The sequence below is a fragment of the Cohnella boryungensis genome (assembly GCF_042651945.1).
GTDB lineage: Bacteria > Bacillota > Bacilli > Paenibacillales > Paenibacillaceae > Cohnella > Cohnella boryungensis.
On the sequence record NZ_JBHSED010000058.1, the window covers coordinates 77,374 to 98,972 of the forward strand.

General features: G+C 54.0%; 16 protein-coding genes. 13 read left to right on the top strand and 3 right to left on the bottom strand.

Features of this window, described 5'->3' with window-relative positions; translation table 11 throughout:
• Window positions 1–7: 7 nt before the first annotated feature.
• Window positions 8–997: a porphobilinogen synthase gene (hemB, locus tag ACFO1S_RS22065; RefSeq protein ID WP_204601785.1), complete on the top strand. Its 990-nt coding sequence runs from the start codon at window positions 8–10 to the stop codon at window positions 995–997.
• 4 nt (window positions 998–1,001) lie between these two features.
• On the opposite strand, the gene ACFO1S_RS22070 is transcribed toward hemB, so the two are convergent.
• Window positions 1,002–1,664 carry a Crp/Fnr family transcriptional regulator gene (locus ACFO1S_RS22070; protein ID WP_204601784.1) on the bottom strand — a complete coding sequence of 221 codons (663 nt, stop codon included), beginning with the start codon at window positions 1,662–1,664 and terminating at the stop codon, window positions 1,002–1,004.
• A gap of 98 nt (window positions 1,665–1,762) precedes the next feature.
• On the opposite strand from ACFO1S_RS22070, the gene hemL reads away from it, so the two are divergent.
• The 6 genes from hemL (at window position 1,763) to murC (ending at window position 11,606) form a co-directional block, all read left to right on the top strand.
• Entirely contained in the window at window positions 1,763–3,064 is a 1,302-nt protein-coding gene (gene hemL / locus ACFO1S_RS22075; protein WP_204601783.1) for a glutamate-1-semialdehyde 2,1-aminomutase, read from the top strand.
• 154 nt (window positions 3,065–3,218) lie between these two features.
• On the top strand, window positions 3,219–4,481 hold the full coding sequence (locus ACFO1S_RS22080; RefSeq protein WP_204601782.1) for a LysM peptidoglycan-binding domain-containing protein: 1,263 nt from the start codon (window positions 3,219–3,221) through the stop codon (window positions 4,479–4,481).
• A 174-nt stretch (window positions 4,482–4,655) separates the two neighbouring features.
• Window positions 4,656–5,738: a hypothetical protein gene (locus tag ACFO1S_RS22085; RefSeq protein ID WP_204601781.1), complete on the top strand. Its 1,083-nt coding sequence runs from the start codon at window positions 4,656–4,658 to the stop codon at window positions 5,736–5,738.
• A gap of 397 nt (window positions 5,739–6,135) precedes the next feature.
• Entirely contained in the window at window positions 6,136–8,802 is a 2,667-nt protein-coding gene (locus ACFO1S_RS22090; protein WP_204601780.1) for a valine--tRNA ligase, read from the top strand.
• A 19-nt stretch (window positions 8,803–8,821) separates the two neighbouring features.
• Window positions 8,822–10,210 carry a bifunctional folylpolyglutamate synthase/dihydrofolate synthase gene (locus ACFO1S_RS22095; RefSeq protein ID WP_204601779.1) on the top strand — a complete coding sequence of 463 codons (1,389 nt, stop codon included), beginning with the start codon at window positions 8,822–8,824 and terminating at the stop codon, window positions 10,208–10,210.
• Window positions 10,182–11,606: a UDP-N-acetylmuramate--L-alanine ligase gene (murC, locus tag ACFO1S_RS22100; protein WP_378127592.1), complete on the top strand. Its 1,425-nt coding sequence runs from the start codon at window positions 10,182–10,184 to the stop codon at window positions 11,604–11,606. Before ACFO1S_RS22095 ends, murC begins: the two co-directional genes overlap by 29 nt.
• Before the next feature lie 89 nt (window positions 11,607–11,695).
• On the opposite strand, the gene ACFO1S_RS22105 is transcribed toward murC, so the two are convergent.
• A complete protein-coding gene (locus ACFO1S_RS22105; RefSeq protein WP_204601778.1) occupies window positions 11,696–13,084 on the bottom strand; it encodes an MFS transporter in 1,389 nt (462 codons plus the stop codon).
• Between the two features lie 106 nt (window positions 13,085–13,190).
• Window positions 13,191–13,781, bottom strand: coding sequence for a TetR/AcrR family transcriptional regulator (locus tag ACFO1S_RS22110; protein ID WP_204601777.1), 591 nt, complete (start codon window positions 13,779–13,781; stop codon window positions 13,191–13,193).
• Window positions 13,782–14,544: 763 nt separating this feature from the next.
• On the opposite strand from ACFO1S_RS22110, the gene ACFO1S_RS22115 reads away from it, so the two are divergent.
• The 6 genes from ACFO1S_RS22115 (at window position 14,545) to ACFO1S_RS22140 (ending at window position 21,594) form a co-directional block, all read left to right on the top strand.
• A complete protein-coding gene (locus tag ACFO1S_RS22115) occupies window positions 14,545–15,858 on the top strand; it encodes an SPOR domain-containing protein (RefSeq protein WP_204601776.1) in 1,314 nt (437 codons plus the stop codon).
• Window positions 15,859–16,021: 163 nt separating this feature from the next.
• Window positions 16,022–16,264: a DUF4321 domain-containing protein gene (locus ACFO1S_RS22120; RefSeq protein ID WP_204601775.1), complete on the top strand. Its 243-nt coding sequence runs from the start codon at window positions 16,022–16,024 to the stop codon at window positions 16,262–16,264.
• A 21-nt stretch (window positions 16,265–16,285) separates the two neighbouring features.
• Window positions 16,286–16,900 carry a Maf family protein gene (locus ACFO1S_RS22125; RefSeq protein WP_204601774.1) on the top strand — a complete coding sequence of 205 codons (615 nt, stop codon included), beginning with the start codon at window positions 16,286–16,288 and terminating at the stop codon, window positions 16,898–16,900.
• Between the two features lie 178 nt (window positions 16,901–17,078).
• Window positions 17,079–18,098, top strand: coding sequence for a response regulator transcription factor (locus ACFO1S_RS22130; RefSeq protein WP_204601773.1), 1,020 nt, complete (start codon window positions 17,079–17,081; stop codon window positions 18,096–18,098).
• Window positions 18,095–19,957 (top strand): cache domain-containing sensor histidine kinase, encoded by a 1,863-nt coding sequence (locus ACFO1S_RS22135; protein ID WP_204601772.1) that lies wholly within the window; start codon window positions 18,095–18,097, stop codon window positions 19,955–19,957. The genes ACFO1S_RS22130 and ACFO1S_RS22135 overlap by 4 nt, the downstream gene beginning before the upstream one ends.
• 200 nt (window positions 19,958–20,157) lie before the next feature.
• The gene (locus tag ACFO1S_RS22140; RefSeq protein WP_204601771.1) at window positions 20,158–21,594 is read left to right on the top strand and encodes an extracellular solute-binding protein; all 1,437 of its coding nucleotides are present in this window, start codon (window positions 20,158–20,160) and stop codon (window positions 21,592–21,594) included.
• The last annotated feature ends 5 nt before the right edge of the window (window positions 21,595–21,599 follow it).

Here is a 21,599-nt window from a genome sequence, read left to right on the forward strand (position 1 = left end):
GAGCTTCATGGCATATCCGGTCATTCGAAACCGCAGATTAAGAAATTCAGCCGCATTGCGCGGCCTTGTCAGGGAGACGACCTTGGAGGCGAACGATTTTATCGCTCCGATCTTCATTACAGAGGGGGAAGGCGTGCAGGAGGAGATTTCCTCCATGCCTGGCGTCTACCACTGGTCGCTTGATACGATGGAGCGCGAACTGTCTGAATTGGTCCGGTTGGGTATTCAATCGGTGATGGTGTTCGGGGTGCCCGATCATAAGGATGCGCTGGGCACGTCCGCATACGATGACAACGGAATTACGCAGAGAGCCATCCGCAAAATCAAAGCGCAGTACCCGGAGTTGGTCGTTGCCGCGGATAACTGCTTATGCCAGTATACCGATCATGGACATTGCGGCGTCGTCCATACGACGGAATGCGGCGCGGAAATCGCAAACGACGAATCGCTGGCGCTGTTGGCGCTCACGGCCGTATCGCAGGCGAAAGCGGGCGCCGACATTATCGCGCCATCCAATATGATGGACGGCTTCGTGACAGCGATCCGTCAGGCGCTGGATGAGGCGGGCTTCGTGAATACGCCGATCATGTCCTACTCGGTCAAATATTCCTCGGCATATTACGGACCGTTCCGCGAAGCCGCGCACTCCGCTCCGCAGTTCGGAGATCGCAAGACCTACCAGATGGACCCGGCGAACTCCCGCGAAGCGCTGAGGGAGGCGCAAAGCGATGTCGAGGAAGGCGCGGATTTCCTGATGGTCAAACCCGCACTCGCTTATCTGGATATTCTAAGAATGCTGAAGGATCGCTACAATCTGCCGCTCGTCGCGTACAACGTCAGCGCCGAGTATTCCATGGTCAAGGCTGCGGCCATGCAAGGCTGGATCGACGAGAAAGCGATCGTGCTGGAGACGTTGACGGGAATGAAGCGCGCGGGGGCGGATCTGATCATTACTTACCACGCCAAGGACGCCGCGCGCTGGCTGAAGGAGCTGTAGGGATTTATCCCCGGAGCATCTGAAGGTTGAGGGTGTATTCGTTGCTTCCGAACTGCAGAATCCCGCGGGCTTCCAGCTCGCGAATCACCTCGGACAGGCTGGCTTTGGCGACGCCGGCCATCTGGGCCAGTTCGTCATAGTTCAAGGTCATCCGAACGGTGATGAGATTCCCGTCGCGCTTGCCGCTGCGGCTGGCGAGCTGTATGAGGCTCTTCACGACGCGGGTTCGCTCGTCGAGGAACGTCAGATCGTTCACATGCTCGTTCGTGGCGCGCAGTCTGCTGCACAGCTCGACTAGAATTGCCCGGGTAATATCGAAATGATTTTCCAGCAAGCTCATGAATTGCTCGGTGGAAAGCTCCAGCACGATCGTCTTTTCAAGGGTTTGCGCGGAAGCGGATCGCGGACGCCCGTCCAGCAGCGACAGCTCTCCGAAGCTCTCGCCTCCGGCGACGAGAGACAGCACCTTCTCTTCTCCATTGCCGCTCTTGGTGAAAAGCTTGATAGAGCCTTCCAGGATCACGTAAAACGTTAAGCCGGTATCCTTCTCCCGAAACAGAGTCGTGCCGGCCGGGAAGGTTCTTCGGCGGGAAATGCGCAGAATCGATTCCAGCTGGTCGTCCTTGAGATGCTGGAAGAGCGATACTTTCCTAAGCCATTCGATCATAAGGGGTCTCTCCTGCCCGTTGTAGGATGTACTTAATAGGACAATTCAAATTCAGTTTATCATAGCCTTTTCCAATTCTGATAGCAGGAGTGTCGAATATGAGCGAAAAAGAGCAAACCCGCACGGATTCGAAATCCAAGGCGGCCTTCGAGCGCGCCAAGCGCGTAATTCCCGGCGGCGTGAACAGTCCCGTCCGGGCCTTCAAGTCGGTCGGGCTGACGCCGCTCGTCATCGAACGGGCTCAAGGCAGCCGCATTACCGACATCGACGGCCAGACCTTCATTGACTATGTGCTTTCCTGGGGACCGCTTATTGCGGGACATGCGCACCCGGAGGTCGTCGAAGCGATCAAGCGGACGGCCGAGAAGGGAACCAGCTTCGGCGCTCCGACAGAGCTGGAGACGCAGATGGCGGAGCTCGTCTGCGAGCGGGTGCCCTCCGTCGAAGTCGTGCGGATGGTCAATTCGGGCACGGAAGCGACGATGAGCGCCTTGCGCCTGGCTCGCGGTTATACCGGAAGAAGCAAAATCCTGAAGTTCGAAGGCTCCTATCACGGACACGCCGACAGCTTGCTCATTAAAGCCGGATCGGGTGTTGCCACATTAGGACTTCCGGACAGTCCGGGCGTTCCCGAAAGCGTGGCCGCCCATACGTTAACGGTTCCCTACAATGACTTGGCCTCCGTCAAGCTGGCTTTCGAGCACTACGGGGAAGACATCGCGGCGGTGATTGTCGAGCCGATCGCGGGCAACATGGGCGTCGTTCCGCCATTGCCCGGGTTTCTGAAAGGACTGCGGGAAGTAACCTTGCAATATGGAAGCCTGCTCATATTCGATGAGGTCATGACGGGATTCCGGGTGCATATGAATTGCGCGCAGGGCTTGTACGGCGTTACGCCGGACTTGACCTGTATGGGCAAGGTTATCGGCGGGGGGCTTCCTGTCGGCGCCTACGGAGGCAAGAGAGAGCTTATGGAGCGTATGGCGCCTGTCGGCCCGATATACCAGGCGGGGACGCTGTCGGGCAATCCGCTGGCCATGGCGGCCGGGTATACGACGCTGAAGCTGATGACCGAACAAGCCTACCAGCAGCTGGAGCGCTTGTCCGCCCGCCTGCACTCCGGCTTGGAGCACAATGCCCGCACCTACGGGGTGCCCATGACAATCAATCGGGTCGGCTCGATGGTTTGTCCGTTTTTTACCGACAAGCATGTCATCAATTACGAGAGCGCCAAAACCGCCGATTCCGAGCGGTTCCGCACTGTGTTCCGCAGGCTGCTGGATCATGGCGTCAACATCGCGCCTTCGCCCTACGAGGGCTGGTTCGTATCCACCGTCCATACGGAGGAAGATATCGATCAGACCATTGAAGCGCATCGATTGGCGCTTGCCAAGCTTTAATCGCGCAGCCCTGCGCAACCCCCTGCCAAAAAGGCGGGGGGTTGTTTTCATTTTCAGTCATGCCCGCCCAACCCCGGCATATAGATAATTAGAGATTGTAAGGGCTCCCGGCTGAGATTAGTCGGGCGCTTATGCCGAAAGGAGGACTTCCGCCGTGACGGATCAGTTAAACGGGCTGCGATTCGATATTTACGAGCGCGTGCATCTGCCGGAAGAGGTAGCCGCGATCGAGGAATTGGAAGAGATCGAATTGGTCCCCCATATGCAGGCGCTGCCGCAAGACGATCAAGTACTGCTGAGAGGACACTTGCTGCTGACGGGAGTATACCGCAACCAGGAAAATGGAGGCTTGTCTCAACTGGAGCATTGGATCCCGGTAGAGATTTCGCTGCCTCTAAACCGGATTCAAAGCGTGGAAGAGCTGGCGGCCGAAATCGACAATTTCGATGTCGATTTGATTAGTACGCGTTCGCTTAATGTGACGGGCGTACTGGCGCTGCGCGGCTTGGAAATGCAAGCGACCCAAAGCCCGGTGTGGCGGGACGACAGCTTTACGGTCGTGCATCAGGCGCAGAAGGATTCGCAGGAAGAGGAGTCGATATCGGGGGAGAGCCGCAGCGAGTCGGGTCAGCAGGATGCGCCTGCCTTAGCGTCCGACGGCTTCTTGGGCGGGCAGGCTCTATTGGATGAAGCCTTGATCGAACAGGAGAGAGAAGACGAATGGGGTCTGAAGCAGGAGACCGACGCGGCATTAGCCTATGAAACCGTCAAGGAAGCCAAGGAAAGCAGCTGGCTGTCGATGTTCCAGCATCTGGAGGAGACGCGGCGAGAGGAGCCGGAAGCGCCCCAGCCGGAGCTTTCGGCCTTTGAAGCCCAGGAACCGGATTCCGGAGCAGGAGAAGCGCCGCTGTGGGGAGATTTGTCCAAGGACAGACAGAACGAGGGGGAATTGAACGCAGAGCTCGGGGAGGCATCCGATCCGGACGCTCGTCAGCCGGCGACGGAGGATCGCCCGGAGTTCAGGGTGGCGCTCGGCGGCAAGCCTCTCGATCCCGTTGAACAGGCCGTGCCGCCGGCAGGGGTTGGGCTGCTTGCTCAATTGGGCGAGAAAGGGGCTAAGCGGGAAGCGGAGCTGCGCATGCTGGAGGCCGCTCAGGCTGAGGAGAAGGCGCAGCAGGAAAGTCAAGCGGCGCTGGGCTCGGCATCTAGCGGCGACGAGCTGGAGTGGAAGCGGCTCTTCTTAAGCAACGGCAGGCAGGATCATTCCTTCCGGAAGGTGCGCATGTGCATCGTCCAGAAGGAAGAGACGCTGGATCTCATTGCGGACCGCTACAACCTGCAGTCGAGGGAGCTTCAGATGTACAACCGTCTTCAGGAGCCCTATCTTTCGGAAGGCCAGGTTTTGTATATTCCTTAATATGCGTAAGGAGCGGCCGGCCCTCTTGTCAGACGGAGAGGGCGGCCATAATGCGTGCTCCCTTCAGGGGCAGTAGTCGGATTAGGGCACCTTCGAAGGGGATTTTCTCCCTAAGAGGAGTGTCCTTTTTGCTAAAATAAGGTTACCGTCTTCCTGTGCGAGGAGTGAACTGAAATGATTCAATTGCCAATCGGAAAGCCGCCCATTGTCGGTCTGCTGCGCTGGGCCCATACGCTGGGCATCACGTCGGCGTACTCGCATACGCTGCCCTGGTTCTACAGCAATTTTATTCAGTTGAGCGGCAACCGCCATTTCATCGAGAATGGGGAAGAATTCTTTTTGGATTTTTACCGGGGCGGACGCAAGGAGTTCGACGGCAACAATCCGTTCCTGCTCTATCGCAAGCTGGGCGTCGACGTGTTCGGGATGCTGGGCTTGAGGTCGATGTCGGCCTTTTGCGCGGAAGCTCTGGAGGCGGGCTACTACCCCGATGTTTTCCTGGACGAGCAGTGGATTCCTCAAAGCCATGCGTTCGAGTCTTATCGCCTGCCGCATCATCTGCTAATCTACGGCTACGATTACGGGAAGCACTTCTACTGCCAGGGCTTCGATAAACGAGGGATTTACGGCGATTACAAGGTTTCGTTCGACGATCTGGACCGGGCGTACTCGTCTGTTGCGGAGCTGGTCCGCACCGGGGAAGCGGGGGAGCAAGGCACCTTCCTGTTCAAGCTCGACCCGGATTACGAGTATCGCTTCGATCGCTGCGCCGTGATCGGCCAATTGAAGGATTACTTGCGCGGGGATACGGAGGAGAACAGGATTAACCGCAATCCCGGCAAGGACGTGCTGGGCATAGAGGTGTACGACAGCCTGCTGCTGTATTTCGATTGCGTGCGCCGGGAGGACCCCAGACTGAAGGGACGGGCGGATATCCGACAGCTGCATCTGCTGTGGGAGCATAAGAAAACAATGGCGGACAGGCTTATTTATATGAAAAGAGAAGGCCATCTCGCGGGAGCCGACGAGCTGATCGCCAGCTCCAGAAGCGTAGCGCGAATGGCGATGACGATACGCAATCTGTATTTGCGGGATGCGATGGCGCAAACAGAAAGCTCTCCTTTTGCCGCGGCGCGGGTTCGCAATCTGTTCGACCTCGTGGAGCACCATTTGCTGGCGATGAAGGAAGCCGAGACGGACCTGATCCGCAAGCTGATCAAATCGCTGGAGCAATCGTCCGGCAATCTTACCGCTTAGCGCGTCGTGCTTATTGACTCTCTTGGAGGGGGAGGGTAAAATAAGTAACAATAACAAGGATAGGGAAGAGTGGACAGTCCGTCCTTCAGAGAGCGGAGCCGCTGCGAGCGCAGCGCTGAGAGGTTCCGCAGGAAGAGCTGCCGCGAGTCGCCCTGGAGTTTCCCGCATCGAAATCCGGCCCTATCGCCGGGGAGTAGTCCGGGACGGTTGCAACCGTTACTTTGCGTCGAGTGCCGTTGCGGTCTGAAGACTGGCCGTACGGAACGAAGGTGGTACCACGGAAGTTTACCTTTCGTCCTTTGCGACGGGAGGTTTTTGTTTTTTTATGCCTCGCTTCTAGAGGAAAGCCGCGCTGAGCGGAAGCTGAATTGATGTCTTAATGGAGGTTGTGTCACACATGTCCGAATCCACCAAAAGCCCGAACGTCGAAATGCCGACGACCTACGACCCGAGCAGCGCAGAGCGCAAATGGTACGACCATTGGCTGAAGAGCGGGTACTTTCAAGCGGGACGTCGTCCGGACGCTCCGAAATACACCATTGTCATTCCTCCGCCTAATGTGACCGGCATGCTGCATATCGGCCATGCGCTGGATTTTACCCTGCAGGACATCCTCATTCGCTTTAAGCGGATGCAGGGCTACGATGCGCTGTGGCTGCCAGGGACTGACCATGCGGGCATTGCCACGCAAACCAAGGTGGAGCAGAAGCTTCGCGAAGAGGGAAAAAGCCGCTACGATCTGGGCCGTGAAGCATTCCTGGAGAAGGTATGGGAGTGGAAGGAGCTGTATGCGGGCACGATTCGCGACCAGTGGTCGAAAATGGGGCTCAGTCTCGATTACTCCCGCGAGCGGTTCACGCTCGACGAGGGCTTGTCGAAAGCCGTGCGCGAAGTATTCGTCCGCCTGTATGACAAAGGTCTGATCTACCGGGGCAAGCGCATCATCAACTGGGACCCTGCCGCGCGTACGGCGTTGTCGGATATTGAGGTTGAATATAAAGAGGTTAACGGAAGTCTCTATCATCTCCGTTACCCGCTTGCTGACGGGAGCGGCTCGATTACGGTCGCTACGACGCGCCCCGAGACGATGCTGGGCGATACCGCCGTCGCGGTTCATCCGGAAGACGAACGCTACAAGCATCTCATCGGCAAGATGATTCTTCTTCCGATCGTGAACCGGGAAATTCCGATCATCGGGGACGCTTACGTAGAGAAGGAATTCGGCAGCGGCGCGGTGAAGATTACCCCGGCGCACGATCCGAACGACTTCGAGGTCGGTTCGAGGCACGATCTGCCGCAGATTACAGTCATGGACGAAGGCGGACGGATGAACGAGTTCGCCGGCCCTTACGAAGGTCTGGACCGGGCGGACTGCCGCAAAGCGATCGTCAAAGACTTGCAGGAGCAAGGCGTTTGCATTCGCATCGAGGAGCACGTTCATCAGGTCGGCCACAGCGAGCGCTCCGGTGCTGTCGTCGAGCCGTACTTGTCTACGCAATGGTTCGTGAACATGAAGCCGCTGGCTGAAAAAGCGATCGAATCCCAACGGTCCGGCCAGGGCGTGAATTTCGTGCCGGATCGCTTCGAGAAAATCTATCTGCACTGGATCGAGAACGTGCGCGACTGGTGCATTTCCCGGCAGCTCTGGTGGGGCCACCGCATTCCGGCCTGGCACCACGAGACGACAGGCGAGATTTATGTCGGTATGGAGGCTCCGGAAGGAGCGGATCAGCCGGATTCGCCCTGGAAGCAAGACAACGACGTGCTCGATACGTGGTTCAGCTCGGGTCTATGGCCGTTCTCTACGCTCGGCTGGCCGGAGGACAGCGAAGACTTCAAGCGCTACTATCCGACGGACGTGCTTGTAACGGGCTACGATATTATCTATTTCTGGGTTGCCCGGATGATTTTCACGGCGCTTGAATTCACCGACCGGATTCCGTTCAAGGATGTCCTGATCCATGGTCTCGTTCGGGATGCCGAAGGCCGCAAAATGTCCAAATCGCTCGGCAACGGCGTCGATCCCCTTGAGGTGATCGAGAAGTACGGCGCGGACGCGATGCGCTTCATGATCTCCACAAGCAGCACGCCCGGACAGGATCTGCGCTTCCGCTTCGAGAAGGTCGAGCAGGCGCGCAACTTCGCGAACAAAATTTGGAATGCCTCGCGATTCGCATTGATGAATCTCGAAGGCGTCACATACGACCAGATTGATCTGAGCGGAGAGCTGTCGACGGCTGACCGTTGGATTCTGCATCGTCTGAACGACACGGCCAGAGACATTACCCGACTGATGGAAAGCTATGAATTCGGGGAAACCGGCCGTCTGCTCTACAACTTTATTTGGGACGATCTGTGCGACTGGTACATCGAGTTCGCCAAGCTGACGCTCTATGGCGACAATGCAACCGCCAAGCGCAGCACGCAGTCCGTTCTGGCCTATGTGCTTGATCGCACCCTTCGCCTGCTGCATCCGTTCATGCCTTACCTGTCCGAGGAAATCTGGCAGCACTTGCCGCACGAGCCGGGAGAGACGATTATGCTGGCCCAATGGCCGGAATATCGCCCTGAATTCGAAGCGGCAGGCTCGGTCAAAGAGATGGAGCTGCTCATGGAAGCGATCCGCGCGGTGCGCAACATTCGCGCTGAGGTCAACGTGTCGCCAGGCAAAAAAGTCGAGCTGCTGCTTAAGCCGACAGGCGAGACGGAGGAAGCGATTTTCTCGCGCAACGAAATTTACATTCAACGCTTCTGCAATACGTCGACATATACGCTTGACCGTGCGCTTACGCCGCCGGAGAAGGCGATGACGGCGATCGTGACGGGGGCGGAGATGTATTTGCCGCTGGCGGGCTTGATCGATATCGCGCAGGAAATCGCGCGGCTAAACAAGGAATTGGACGGCTTGAACGCGGAAGTGGACCGGGTCGAGAAGAAGCTTTCGAACGAGGGCTATCTCGCCAAGGCGCCGGCCCACGTGGTGGAGCAGGAGCGCGCCAAGGGCGAGGACTATCGCGACAAGCGGAACAAGGTTCTTGCCAGAATCGCGGAGCTACAAGGGTGACGGGAGGCAGAGCGGCAATATGACACAGGAAACTCCCGGCGCACCGGACGTCTTCCGGACCGCCGATGAGGCGATGGCCTGGATAACGGGACTGACTTCGTTCGGCATTCGGCCCGGCTTGGACCGGATCGGGAAGCTGATGGAGACGTTCAACCATCCCGAGCGCAGATTAAAATTCATTCATGTGGCAGGCACGAACGGCAAGGGCTCGGTATGCGCCTATCTGACGAGCGTGCTGCTGGAATGCGGTTATGATGTCGGCACCTTTACGTCGCCATACCTGACCTCCTATTCCAATCGTCTCCAGTATAACGGGCAGGATATCTCCGACGAGCATCTGGTGCAGCTGACCAACCGGCTGAAGCCGGCTGCCGATGTGCTTGCGCAGTCGGAATGGGGTTCTCCGACGATGTTTGAGGTGACGACGGCACTGGCTTTGCTCTACTACGGCACGGTGTCGTTCCCAGATTTCGTCGTATGGGAGACCGGTCTGGGCGGACGTCTGGACGTGACGAACATCGTTACTCCCGTCATCAGCGTCATTACGAACGTCGGTCATGACCATATGGACGTGCTCGGTCCGACGCTGGCGGATATCGCCAGGGAGAAGGCGGGCATTATCAAATCGGGCGTCCCGGTCGTTACCGCCGTCAGCCAGCCCGAAATCGTCGAGATTATGGAAGAGACGGCGCGCAGACGTCGTGCGACGCTTTATCGATTGGGCGGCGCGTTCTCGTATCAGTCGCTGTCGATCGCGGAAAATGAGCAAAATTTTTCTTTTCAAGGACCCTTCCGCGTTCTACAATCGTTAACGATCACCTTAAACGGGGAGCACCAGATCGCGAATGCGGCGACGGCGATCATGACGCTGGAGGTGCTAAGGCAATATTACGCCCTTCTCGTTGACGACGAGCATCTGCTGAACGGCCTGCGCAACGCGACATGGCCGGGACGGCTCGAGCGGGTGTCGGATCGACCGCGTATCGTAATTGACGGAGCGCATAATCCGGAAGGCATGGAAGCATTGAGCCGTGCGTTGCGGGATATTTATTCCTATGATCGGTTAAATCTCATGATGGCGATGATGCCGAACAAGAATCATGAGCAATCCTTGCGGCATATACTACCATTGGTGGATACGCTTGTGATTACGGAACCCGACTTTCATAAAAAGATGAACGCCGCCGACCTGGCCTCGGTCGCGGAGGGGCTGCGATCCGAGCTTGGACGGCCTCTGAATATCGTGGTGGAGCCGGATTGGCGCCGCGCTTTGGATCGGCTGCTTCAAGCGTCCCCGTCTTCCGGAGAAGACGGCAACACGCTTAACGTCGTTACCGGTACGCTGTATTTAATCGCCGATGTCCGTTCGTGGCTGCTTCATGGAACGAAATCTGAAAAAGGCTGGTGAAGCGTTGTTGCGAACCGCTGAACATGTGCATTTTATCGGTATCGGAGGTTACGGAATGAGCGCCATCGCCCGGGTAATGCTGGAGATGGGGTATCAGGTATCCGGTTCCGACGTGGCCCGTCAGGAATTGACTGACAAACTGGCGGCCAAAGGAGCGCAAATCTATATCGGCCATGAGCCGGGACATGTCCGGGGAGCCGATCTCGTCGTGTATTCGACGGCGCTTTCCAAGGACAACGTCGAGCGTCAGGAAGCGGAGCAGCTCAACATTCCGGTGCTGCACCGGGCCGAGATGCTGGCTCGGCTTCTGAACGACCGCTTGGGCGTAGCGGTGGCGGGCGCCCACGGCAAGACGACGACATCCTCGATGATCGCGCTTGTCATGGAAAGCTGCGGTCTCGATCCGACGTATATTATCGGGGGAGAGATCGTGAACGTAGGGACGAACGCGAAGGCCGGGAAAGGCCGCTTCGTTGTCGCGGAAGCGGACGAGAGCGACGGATCTTTCCTGCAGTACCATTCTGCGGTCGGCGTTGTAACGAACATCGAAGCGGATCATCTGGAAAACTATGATGGGGACTTCAACAAGCTGAAGGAGGCATACGTCTCTTTCCTTCGCAACGTTCGACCGGAGGGCTGCGCCGTGGTGTGCGCGGATGACGAGAACATTCGCGAGCTGCTTCCCCGAGTTCAGGACAAGAGGATCATTACTTACGGTCTGGAGTCTGAAGAGGCGGAATACAGAGCGACCGAGCTGGAGCTTGGCGACCGCTGCGTCACCTTTACGGTCAGTCACCGCAGCGAGCGGCTGGGACAGGTAAAGCTGTCGGTTCCGGGACGGCATAACGTGTCCAATGCGCTGGCTACCGTAGTCGTATGCTTAGAGGCGGGCGTTCCGTTCGCGGAGATCGCGCAAGCGATTCACGAGTTCCGGGGAGCCAAGCGCAGGTTCCATGTGCTGGGCGAGATAAAGGACATGCTCGTAATCGACGATTATGCTCATCATCCCACGGAGATTCAGGCGACGATTCAAGCGGCGAAAGCGACGGGTAAACGGATTGTGGCGGTATTTCAGCCGCAGAGATATACGAGAACCTTTTTTTTGCTGGACGCGTTCAGCCGGGCATTCGCGGATGCGGACGAAGTGATGATTACCGATATCTATTCGCCTGCGGGCGAGCAGAGGATCGAAGGCGTCAATTCGCGGAGGCTGGTTGAATTGATTGCGCAGAACAGCAACGCCAACGTCTCCTACATTCCAACGAAGGAAGAGGTCACGGCGCTGCTCGCGGAGCGGCTGGCTCCCGGAGACCTCGTGCTGACGATGGGAGCGGGCGATATCTGGAAAGCGGCCGTCGAGCTGGCGAAGCTGCTTCGGGAACGCGAAGCCGAATAAGTTGGGCCAAAGGTTGAAGCAGCGGCGGACCAAGACTTGATAAACAAAGTCTTGGTCCGCCGCTGTTATCATTCAACTAACGTTTCCCGTTATAATTCAGCCTCCGGAGAATTCGTTCTGACTGTGCGCCCAAATTGCACATAATAAACGACGGTTATCGCAACGACTAGAATGGCAAGCACCAGAAAAATGTTACTGTATATGAAAGCAACACTATTCTGAGGTATTGGATTTAATCGAATTGTCGTTGTACTGAAGTCAAGTACTTTGCCGATTGCAGCTGTAGATGCAGCAGCAGAAATGAAATTGAGCATTGAGAAAAAGCCCATTCCAATTCCTGTTTGCTCCTTAGGCAGCGATTGTGAAATGTTGTTTGACATGGCAATCTGCATGAATGATTGTCCGAGGACACCGAAAATAAGAAAGATCGCAATAAAGACTGATGAAAGGCCAACGACTGAAGACAAAAACATAAATCCAACAAAAAGAAGCGTTGACGCCGTATACAATAGAATCGAATTCCCTTTTTCATCGGCTAGCTCTCCACCTTTGCGTCCCAAAAATGCGGTCACAAGAGCTGACGGCAGCATAATGATTCCCGTTAAAGCCGGTGACATATGGTTGACTACTGAGAGTAGCTGCGGCGCAATGTATGGAATACCGAAACCTATTGCGGTTATTACGAATGTAATAACAAGACCAAGTGAATATTGTTTATTATGAAATAGATCCGGTCTTACAAAAGGATCTTTAGCTTTGCAAATACGTAAAACGAATAAAATTAATAACACAACTCCAACCGCTAGAATCCAGATATCCCCTTTTGTTAATGCCAACAACAGGGCTGCTACTGTTCCTGCTAAAAGCCCCCCACCGATAAAATCGATTTTGCCAGCGTCCCCTTTCTCATCATCCAAATATTTACGATAAAAAGGCAATGTAAACAGCGACAGCAAGGGAATCGCAAAAAGAACTTGCCAGTTCAAGGCGCTGGTCACGATTCCCGCAATAATTGGGCCAAGTGCTGTACCAAGTGCCAGCCCGATTGCGGAAGTACCTAATGCACGACCGCGTTTCTCAGGTGAAAAGTAACGAACCGGTATAATCATTGCTAACGCAGGAATGACTGCTGCACCTCCGGCCTGTATAATACGTGCCGCTATAATCATCCAATACTCGGTAGCCGCTAAGCCTACAACGGAACCTAAAGCAAAGACCAAGAGACCAAACGTCAGCAAATCTTTTAACCTGTATTTGTCTGTCAGTTTCCCGAAAGTGACTGTGCCAATCGCATAGACAATCATATAGCCGGTGATGACCCAGCTCACTTGCGATGGCGAGAGTTGAAACTGTTTGCTGATAACCGGAAGCGCAATATTGAACATCGTTGCACTCATGACGGAGATAATAAGGGTAAAGACCAGAACGCGCATTAGCAGCTCGCCGGTATTCTGTTGAGTTCTATGGTTTGCTTGCATTTCATTCCCTCGATTCTAAGTAGCTAGCTAATCTGCCAATCTTCTATCAAACAACTGATTTATGAATGACTGTCAGTACAGACTGTCACACTGGCCGAGAAAAAAACTAGGGGATTAAAGCCCTAGTAAATGTCTGTACACTTTCCATTATAAATGTCTCCAGTGACACGGTTGCAAAGCTAGTCCCGCTTTCTAAATTGTTTAGAAATGCCCCATAATTCATCGCCATGAACGAAAACGCCAGCACATCTGGATTCGTTGTAATCAATTTTCCTTCCTTGGACATAACCGTGAAATAGTTCGTTAAAAACTCAAATAGTTGTTGGGGAGGCTTCTTTTTTCTTTCTCTAAACCCAGGCAAATTGTCTTCTTCCTTAATACTGATCATAATCATTTTTCTGTTGCGATTCATAATTTCATGATAGGTTCGGCTGATCAGGAGCAAGTCTGTTTCCAAATCCCATACGAGCTTCTCGTTAAAAAGTTTTGTCATTTCTTCGGTATAATGAAAACGTTCAAATGCAGTTTCGAGAAGGTTTTGTTTACTTCCGAAGTGACGAAACAGCGTTTTTTCGCTCAATCCGGCCGCGGCAGCAATCTCCAGAGTAGTTACGCCTTTGTAACCTTTTTCAGCGATTAGATCGATAGCCGCTAATAGCAATTTATCATTGTTGCTCAAAATTATGTTGCTGCTCATATGCTCTCCTCGCTTTTTTGGCTGTCAGCACTGACTGTCATTTAAGAAAATCCTATCTCATCCAATATAAATTGTCAAGGTACGTCCAATAAGCCATGCCCGGCTGATTTGTCATTGTGCTGTGATCATTTCACCCTATGGCTGTTCTAAGATTAGGACACCATGAGCCAGGAAACATTGACATTGAGCAGAGCAGAGCAGAGCAGAGATGAAGAAGGCTGTCGTGGTGGAGAAGATCATGAGTGGACATAGGACGAATACGGAAGGAGCATCCGCACTCGACCCGAGCGATTATGTGTTGGGAAAACATGAATTCCTCATAGTCAGAGTTTGCACGGAGCAGGTGAGGAGAGGAATAGTGCTGCAAAGTCGAACTAACGACCAGACGGAGCAGGTGATGAGCAGAATAGTTTTGCAAAGTGGAACTAACGGCCAGCACGGAGCAGGTATCCAGCATACCACAAGCAAAGGCAATTCCCATGGCGTCCTGTATTCTCAACATAATTGCTATGTCGATGAGCTCTGGTGAGTCGCCTCGGCACCGCTTGAAGATGACATTTTCTCGGACGAGTTAAGGTAACATTTTCTCAGACGTTTGACAGGTACGTTCAATAAGCCTTGTTCAATTAATCTGCCTGTCAGCTTAATAAAGCATCGTCGGTCATTTATGGCGACGGACCGCTTCCGTCGAAGGACACTCATATTTATCTCTCTTCTCTCATATTCTATTTCATAGATTACGGAACAAGAGGAGACGACGAATATGACATCCAAAGCCAGAATGACCATCCGCTTCGATCCGCCGAACAAGACGAGCCCGCTGCGACCGGCCGAGCAGCCCCGGGAGAGAGATTCCGCGGCCAGCACCGGACAGTTGTCGCCGCCGAAGCCGGAGAGCTCCGATCCGGCGGCTTTCACGACGTGGGACAGTCCGTATCAGGACGACATTCGAGCGCTGGAGGAGATTATCCGCACGACAGATGCTAATAAGCCGATCCCCTTCTCGAAGGGAGCAGACGCTTCGTTGCGTTCGGACAGGCTGCCGTTTGATTCGGGTAAGCGAGAGCTGTCCGTAGGAGAGCTGATAAGCGCCCAAGGTACGGAAAATAGCCGGACGGTCGAAAGCGAAGCGGAGCGGGGAAGCAACGGCTGGTATGAGGCCATAGAGACGAAAAATTATCGCGAGAACGGGACGGGTCCCTCTTGGGGCAGGGTGCTCCTGTCGGTTGGCGGAGCCGTTGCGACGGGCATATTGTTCGGCTATATCGTGCTGGGTCTGTTTACGGGCGAGTCTCTCTTCCCGGGAAAGACCGACCCGTCAGTGCAATTGCCTGAGGCAGGGCAGGCCGGGAAAGCAGCTTCACCGACAGCAGCCCCAGCCGCAGGCCGACAAACCCCGGTGGATGAGAATGCCTCCGGTTCCGAAGAGGCCTTGCCGAGCGGCGGCAACGTTCCGGCATCAGCGCTGCAGGAGCTGCCTGCGGAGCGTTACTATTTGCTGCAATACGGAGTGTTCCAGGGGGCGGACAGCATGAAGGTCGCCGTCGGTCAGTTGCAGGACCAAGGCTACGCTTCGGCAACGGATACCGAGGGAGGTTATCGCGTATATGCCGCTGCAGCCTCCTCCAAGGACGAGGCCGAGAGATTGGCTGCGGCAATGCCGGATATTGAAGTGTATATCAAACCGCTGGACAACGAGCGCCTTAAGGTTGCACCCGACCTGTTATCGAGTCAGGGGGCGGAGCTGCTGAGGGCTGGCGATGCGCTGATCGGAGAGCTTGTTCGCATCTCGGAGGCCGGACTTCAGGAAAGCGCGCCCGGCCGCATAACAGAGAAGCAGTGGACACAGTTTACGAAAACGCGTCAGCAATGGGAGGCTGCGGCTGCTTTTGCGGACAAGGCGGGGGAACCGATCGCAGATCAAGTCGCAGTCGTCGTTGAAGCGTTGAATTCGGCAACGGCTTCATTAACGGATTTTAATGACCGTCCGTCAAGCCAATCGCTCCGGGAGGTCCAGTCGCAAGCGATGAAAGCCCTGCTCGCCCAGCACCATATAAGACAGGCGCTGCAGGGATGAAGTCCAGCGAGCCGCGGGGTTCAGAGGTGCATATGTAATCGGGATTATCATTTGGGACAGCCTGCGTTGCTCAGGCTGTCTTTTGCATTATCCGTTGTCTGACTTGTACGGGGAACGTATAATGAGAAGACGGGTGTCAAAAAACGGTGGGAGACGAGGGAAAATGAAGAAAAACGGATGGATTCTGCTCTTGTTTCTCTTTCTGGGACTGCTGGCGGGAGCGTTGTTGGCGAACTGGCTGCAGGAGGTCCCGGGACTTGCCTTTTTGACTCGCGCGCTCTCTGTGAGCTGGTCGCCGGCGGCAGATTTGTCGGTCGTCAAGTTCAGCATGAATATCGATATTCGCTTAAGTCTGCTCAGCATTATCGGAGCGGTCGTCGCGATCTGGCTATACCGCAAAATGTAAGGCGAAAGGAAGAATTAACGCATGTCATCGGACAAGTCGATCAAGCCGGAGCTTGTGCTGGCTTCTTCATCCCCCCGCAGAAAAGAACTTATTGCCTTGCTGGGCCTTCCCGTTACGGTCATGCCGAGCGGCGCTTCCGAGGAGACGCCGGAGGATTGGACTCCCCGGCAGATCGTGGAGGAGCTTTCCTTGCGTAAAGCGTTAGCCGTTCAGCAAGAAATGAAAGCCGATATACCGTCAGATTCGTCTATTATTATAGGGAGCGATACGATTGTCGTATTGGACGACGTCATCATGGGGAAGCCTAGGGATGAACAGGATGCCTTCCATATGCTGAGCCAGCTTTCCGGAAAGGCCCACGAGGTGTATACCGGCGTTTCCTGCGTAAGGGCGTCGGACAGCCGTTCGGTCACCTCTCATCGCGTGACGAAAGTCCGCATGAGACCGTTGTCCGAGGCTCAGATTTCCCGTTACGTAGCCACAGGCGAGCCTATGGACAAAGCCGGCGCATACGGGATCCAAGAAATCGGCGCTTTGCTGGTGGAAGCCATAGAAGGGGATTATTTTAACGTCGTCGGGTTGCCTGTATCGCTTGTCGCCATTCTTCTGGAGCAATTCGAAGTAACGGTGCCTTGAATCCGCATCATCAGACTATCGGTTTCGGGTGGGGGAGCATTCAGCCTCACGGCGGACTATAGTCAAAGCGTTGGATAAGCTATATGTCGGGGGATCGGTGATCTGAAAAACATTACCGGTCTATTCGGCTTTTCTCGGTTTTTAAGCTGAGAATGATTTGAAGTAGCGGAGGGTGAACATGCTTCAGGTATTGGTTGCGGAGGATGAGCAATGGATTAGGCAATCAGTGGTCGAGATGATCGGAAGAATCGGCGGGGATTTTACCGTCGCCGGCGAGGCTCGAAACGGCGAAGAGGCCTGGGCTCTGATTCAGGAGGTGTGGCCTGCAATCTTGATTACGGACGTGATGATGCCTAAGCTGGACGGGTTGGCTTTAATAGAGAAGATCATGGCTCATCGGGTACCGATGACCTTTATCATTTTAAGCGGGTATGACAAATTTGAATACGCCCAGCGCGCGATCCGCTTCGGAGTGTCGGAGTATTTGCTGAAGCCCGTACAGATGGATCAGCTTCACGAAGCGCTGAGACAGTCGGGGGAGCGGTTTAGCGAGAAAGGCGAGCTGAACCAGATTTTGGTGACCTTTCAGAACCTGCTGGATCGGTTTGATCCGGAAGACACGGCGCGGTTTTACCGGAAGTCGCTCGAATTGTTCGAGCGGGTGCTGCTAATGCCGCGTTATGACGGGCCGACCAAGTTGAATTTGTTGCGTCTGTTCGAGCACAAAATTACCGCCTCGCTGCGGGATATGCAATCGCCGCTTGCCCCTGGTCCGGCGATTGAGCTGTCGAGCGAAGACGATTCCGTGAAGCAACGCCTGCAAGGATTGCTGGAGGAATGGGTGCTTCGAAAAAACGATTATGACAAGGAAAATCACCACCTCTCGATGAAGAAGGCATGCGATTATATTCATGTGAACTACAGGAAGGATCTTTCACTGACGCAGATGGCCAAGCTGACGAATATGAGCATCTCCCATTTCAGTCTCTGGTTCAAGAAATACGCCGGTAAAACGCTTGTTCAGTATATTCAGGAAGTTCGAATCAACAAAGCAAAGGAATTGCTTCGGGACACTTCGCTCAAGGCGTACGAGATTGCCGAGGAAACGGGCTTCAGCACCCAATCGTATTTTGTACGTGTCTTCAAGAACGCGACGGGCATGCCTCCAAGCGAATATAAAAAGAGGATCGGCTCATGAAAAACAAATTTTCCATCTACCACTTTTTCTCCGTAAATCAAAAGATGGTTATCGTATTTTTATTGGTGAGTTTGACGGGGGTTTTTACGATAGCGCTTTCAGCTCATTATTATTACACACGGGCGACGAGCCAGGATTTTTACAAGCTTGCGAGCGGAGCATCGGCCAGCTTGAACAATCAATTGGACCAATATTTCAATAATCTTGCCAACACGACCTACGCGATGGCGGCCGGATCGCTTCGCCGAGCGGGAGATGAGCAATTCTCCCGCAGCTCCGAATCCTTTATTATTCAGGATTGGCTTACGGGCCGAATAGAAAGGTCGGCCGGCGCCCGGCTGGAGCTTGAGAATTTGTTCAAAAGGCAAATGACGCTCAGCTACTCCGAAGTGGAGAGCATGGTCATGGTCTCCAATTCAGGCGCAGCCGTATCTTCGCGAGGCGAGGGAGATGCGGCCGTCTATAGGAAACAGTGGACAAAGGACCTATATACCGGTCAGCAGCCTTCCTTATTGCCGATGGAGAGAGCCAGGCTAAGCCGAATACCCGTCGTACCGTTCGTCGTTCCCATCTACAGCACGAAGAACGTGGAGGTCGCCGGGCACCTGATTCTGAATGTGACCACTGCCCGAATAAGCGATATTATGGGGCGAACGCGTATCGGGGAAACCGGATATTTCTTTATTTTGGACCAGAGCGGCGTTATCGTCTTTCATCCCGATCCTTCTATGATCGGCACTCGTATTGAGAGCTCTTCGTTGTCTCCGTTTGCAGTCGCCAAGGCAAATACAATTGAGCACGTCGGTAAAACCGCATATTTAACGACGTACACGGATTCCGCGTTCACCAAGTGGAGAGTTGTGGCGGTTGTGCCGCTTGAGGAAATGGCGACCGGCCTGAAGGTCGCACGAAATTCAATTATTATAGTCGTTTCTTTCCTGTTGCTGTTTGTGCTGCTCATCGTCCCCATGCTGACCAAAGCGCTGCTGTCTCCGATTATGAGATTAAATCAGAATATGCGACAAGTTCGGCGAGGCGATCTGTCGGTTAAGGTAGATGTACGTCAGAGCCGCGACGAGTTCCAGATGCTCAGCAACAACTTTTCCCACATGCTGATGACCTTGAACGAGCTGATCGACAGAGTTTATCGGTTCCAGATCAGAGAGATGCACCTCGAATTAAGACAGAAGGATGCTACCATCAAAGCGTTGCAAAATCAGATCAATCCTCATTTTCTATATAATTCGCTGGATATCATCAAGAGCATCGCTTTTCTGGAAGAGGTTCCGAAGATTGAGCGGATGGTCGGTAATCTGGCATCCTTCTTTCGTTATACGACCAAGCTGGATCGTATTGAAGTCCCGCTCCGCAATGAGCTTGAGCATTTGAACGAATATCTGGAGATTATTCGTATTCGCTTCAACAATAATTTTATTAGCCGCAATTATGTTTCGGACAAATACCTTGACGTAAGTCTGGTCAAGCTATCACTGCAGCCTATCGTAGAGAATGCTGTCAAATATGCCGTCGAGGAAAATAACGGGGACGCTACGATTATCATAAGCGCATACAACATTGAAGAGGATCTTTTCATTGAGGTAGTGGATAACGGGCGGGGAATCGAACAAGATCGTCTGCGCTTGATTCAAGAGAGCATTCTCAGAGCCGGGAATATCAATGAACCGGATAACGAAATGGACGGAACGGTCGGGCTTTCCAACGTGCAAGCCAGATTAGTCCTTCAGTACGGTCCGCCTTATGGTCTCACTATTTCCTCTTTTCCAGGCAGGGGAACAGTCGTAACTTTGCGGATACCGATTCGGAATCGGAAAAACGTGCAAACAAACGGAAAAATGTGAAAATAAACGGGCTGAAATCTTTGCTATTCTTGAATTGTAAGCGCGGTCATGGAGGGCATGACATGAAACGAATGTATTTGGCGGTTGGAGTTCTGTCCGTGCTGATTGGATTGTTGGCCCTAGCATTGCGGTTGCTTTTAAGCGGAGTTGCTTCTGGACTGGAAACCCAGGAACCAGCCAGACCTGACGCGAGCAGTAAGATGAGCATCACAATGATGCCGATTTCTTGGGAAGGAGGATTGCGCTGGCGAGAGGATCATCCCATTATCAAGTATCTAAACGATAAGTTTAATATCGATTTGCAGTTGCAATGGACCGATGGGGAATCGTACAAAGAAAAACTAAGCGTTATGGCAGCAGCGGGACAATTGCCGGACATGTTTCAAGTCGAACCGGAGATGTTTGTGAACTGGCAGCACAAAGGCGTTTTCCTTGATTTGGCCGCCGACATGCAGACCTACCCCCATCTGAAGTCCGCATTTTCCTCCGATTCGTGGGAGCTGCTGAATCCGTCAGGCAAGCTGTATGGAATTCCGGTTAGCAATACGGCCTACCGGGACAGCTATCAGATCCGGGCGGACTGGCTGGACAAGGTTGGGATACCGATTCCGGCTGTGGATGATTTTACTTTGGATGATTTTTACCGTATCGTTCAGGCTTTCGCGTTGGAGGACCCTGACGACGACGGGCTTAACAACACTTTCGGCCTCTCCATCACGAACCTGTTGTCAGGCAGCGCTCCTTCAAACTCCGGACAATTAAGGGCGGCATTCGGGTTGGCCAACGAGTGGAAGCTTATAGATGGTCAGCTTGTGTCGCAGTACATTCAGACGGAAGAAATGAAGCAGTTTCTGTCCTACCTGCGGAAATTGTATGCGGAAGGACTGCTGGACCGGAACTTCGCGGATAAGGGCTTCGGCACAATATACGAGGAATTTCAATCCGGCAAGACCGGAATTATCACTTATCGGCCCGATACTTTTCTATCTGATGAGCTTCTTCTGCGAGCCAGCCATCCTAAGGCCAGGCTGGTGCAACTGCCTCCGCCTATTGGACCTAAAGGCGACCGGGGCAATCCTACGAATCCGCAAGGCGTCAGCAAAAGCGTGATCAACGGGCATATCGCTCCTGCCAAGCAAGCTCGGATTATGGAGATTCTGGATTGGTGGACTTCTCCGGAAGGCGCCTTCGTGATGAGCAACGGTTTTGAAGGCGTACACTATGTCCGGGGAGAGGATGGAGCTGCCGTCAAGACTGCGCTGGCGGATAGCGATGTGCCTTGGCTGCTTAGCAGCTGGCTCCTCTCGGGAGGAGATGCTGAACCCGCCAAAGTGTACACAGAACCCGAAGTCGTTGATTTCTACAAGCGTTATTACAAGAAGAACGCGGCTTTTGCCTATACTAACGATGCGGGCGGCCTTGAAGTACTGTCGCTGGCCTACAGGTGGTACTACAGGAAGCTGGAGGAGGATTATCGCAAAATCCAGATTCAGGTGATACGGGGAGAAAAACCGTTGAACGCAATCGACTACGCCGAAAAAGCTTGGAGAGAAGGCGGAGGAGATCGAATTCTGCGAGAAGTGAACGAGATTTACCGTCAGAACGTGAGCGCGTCCTCCTGGAACACTGCGAAGTAAGCTTG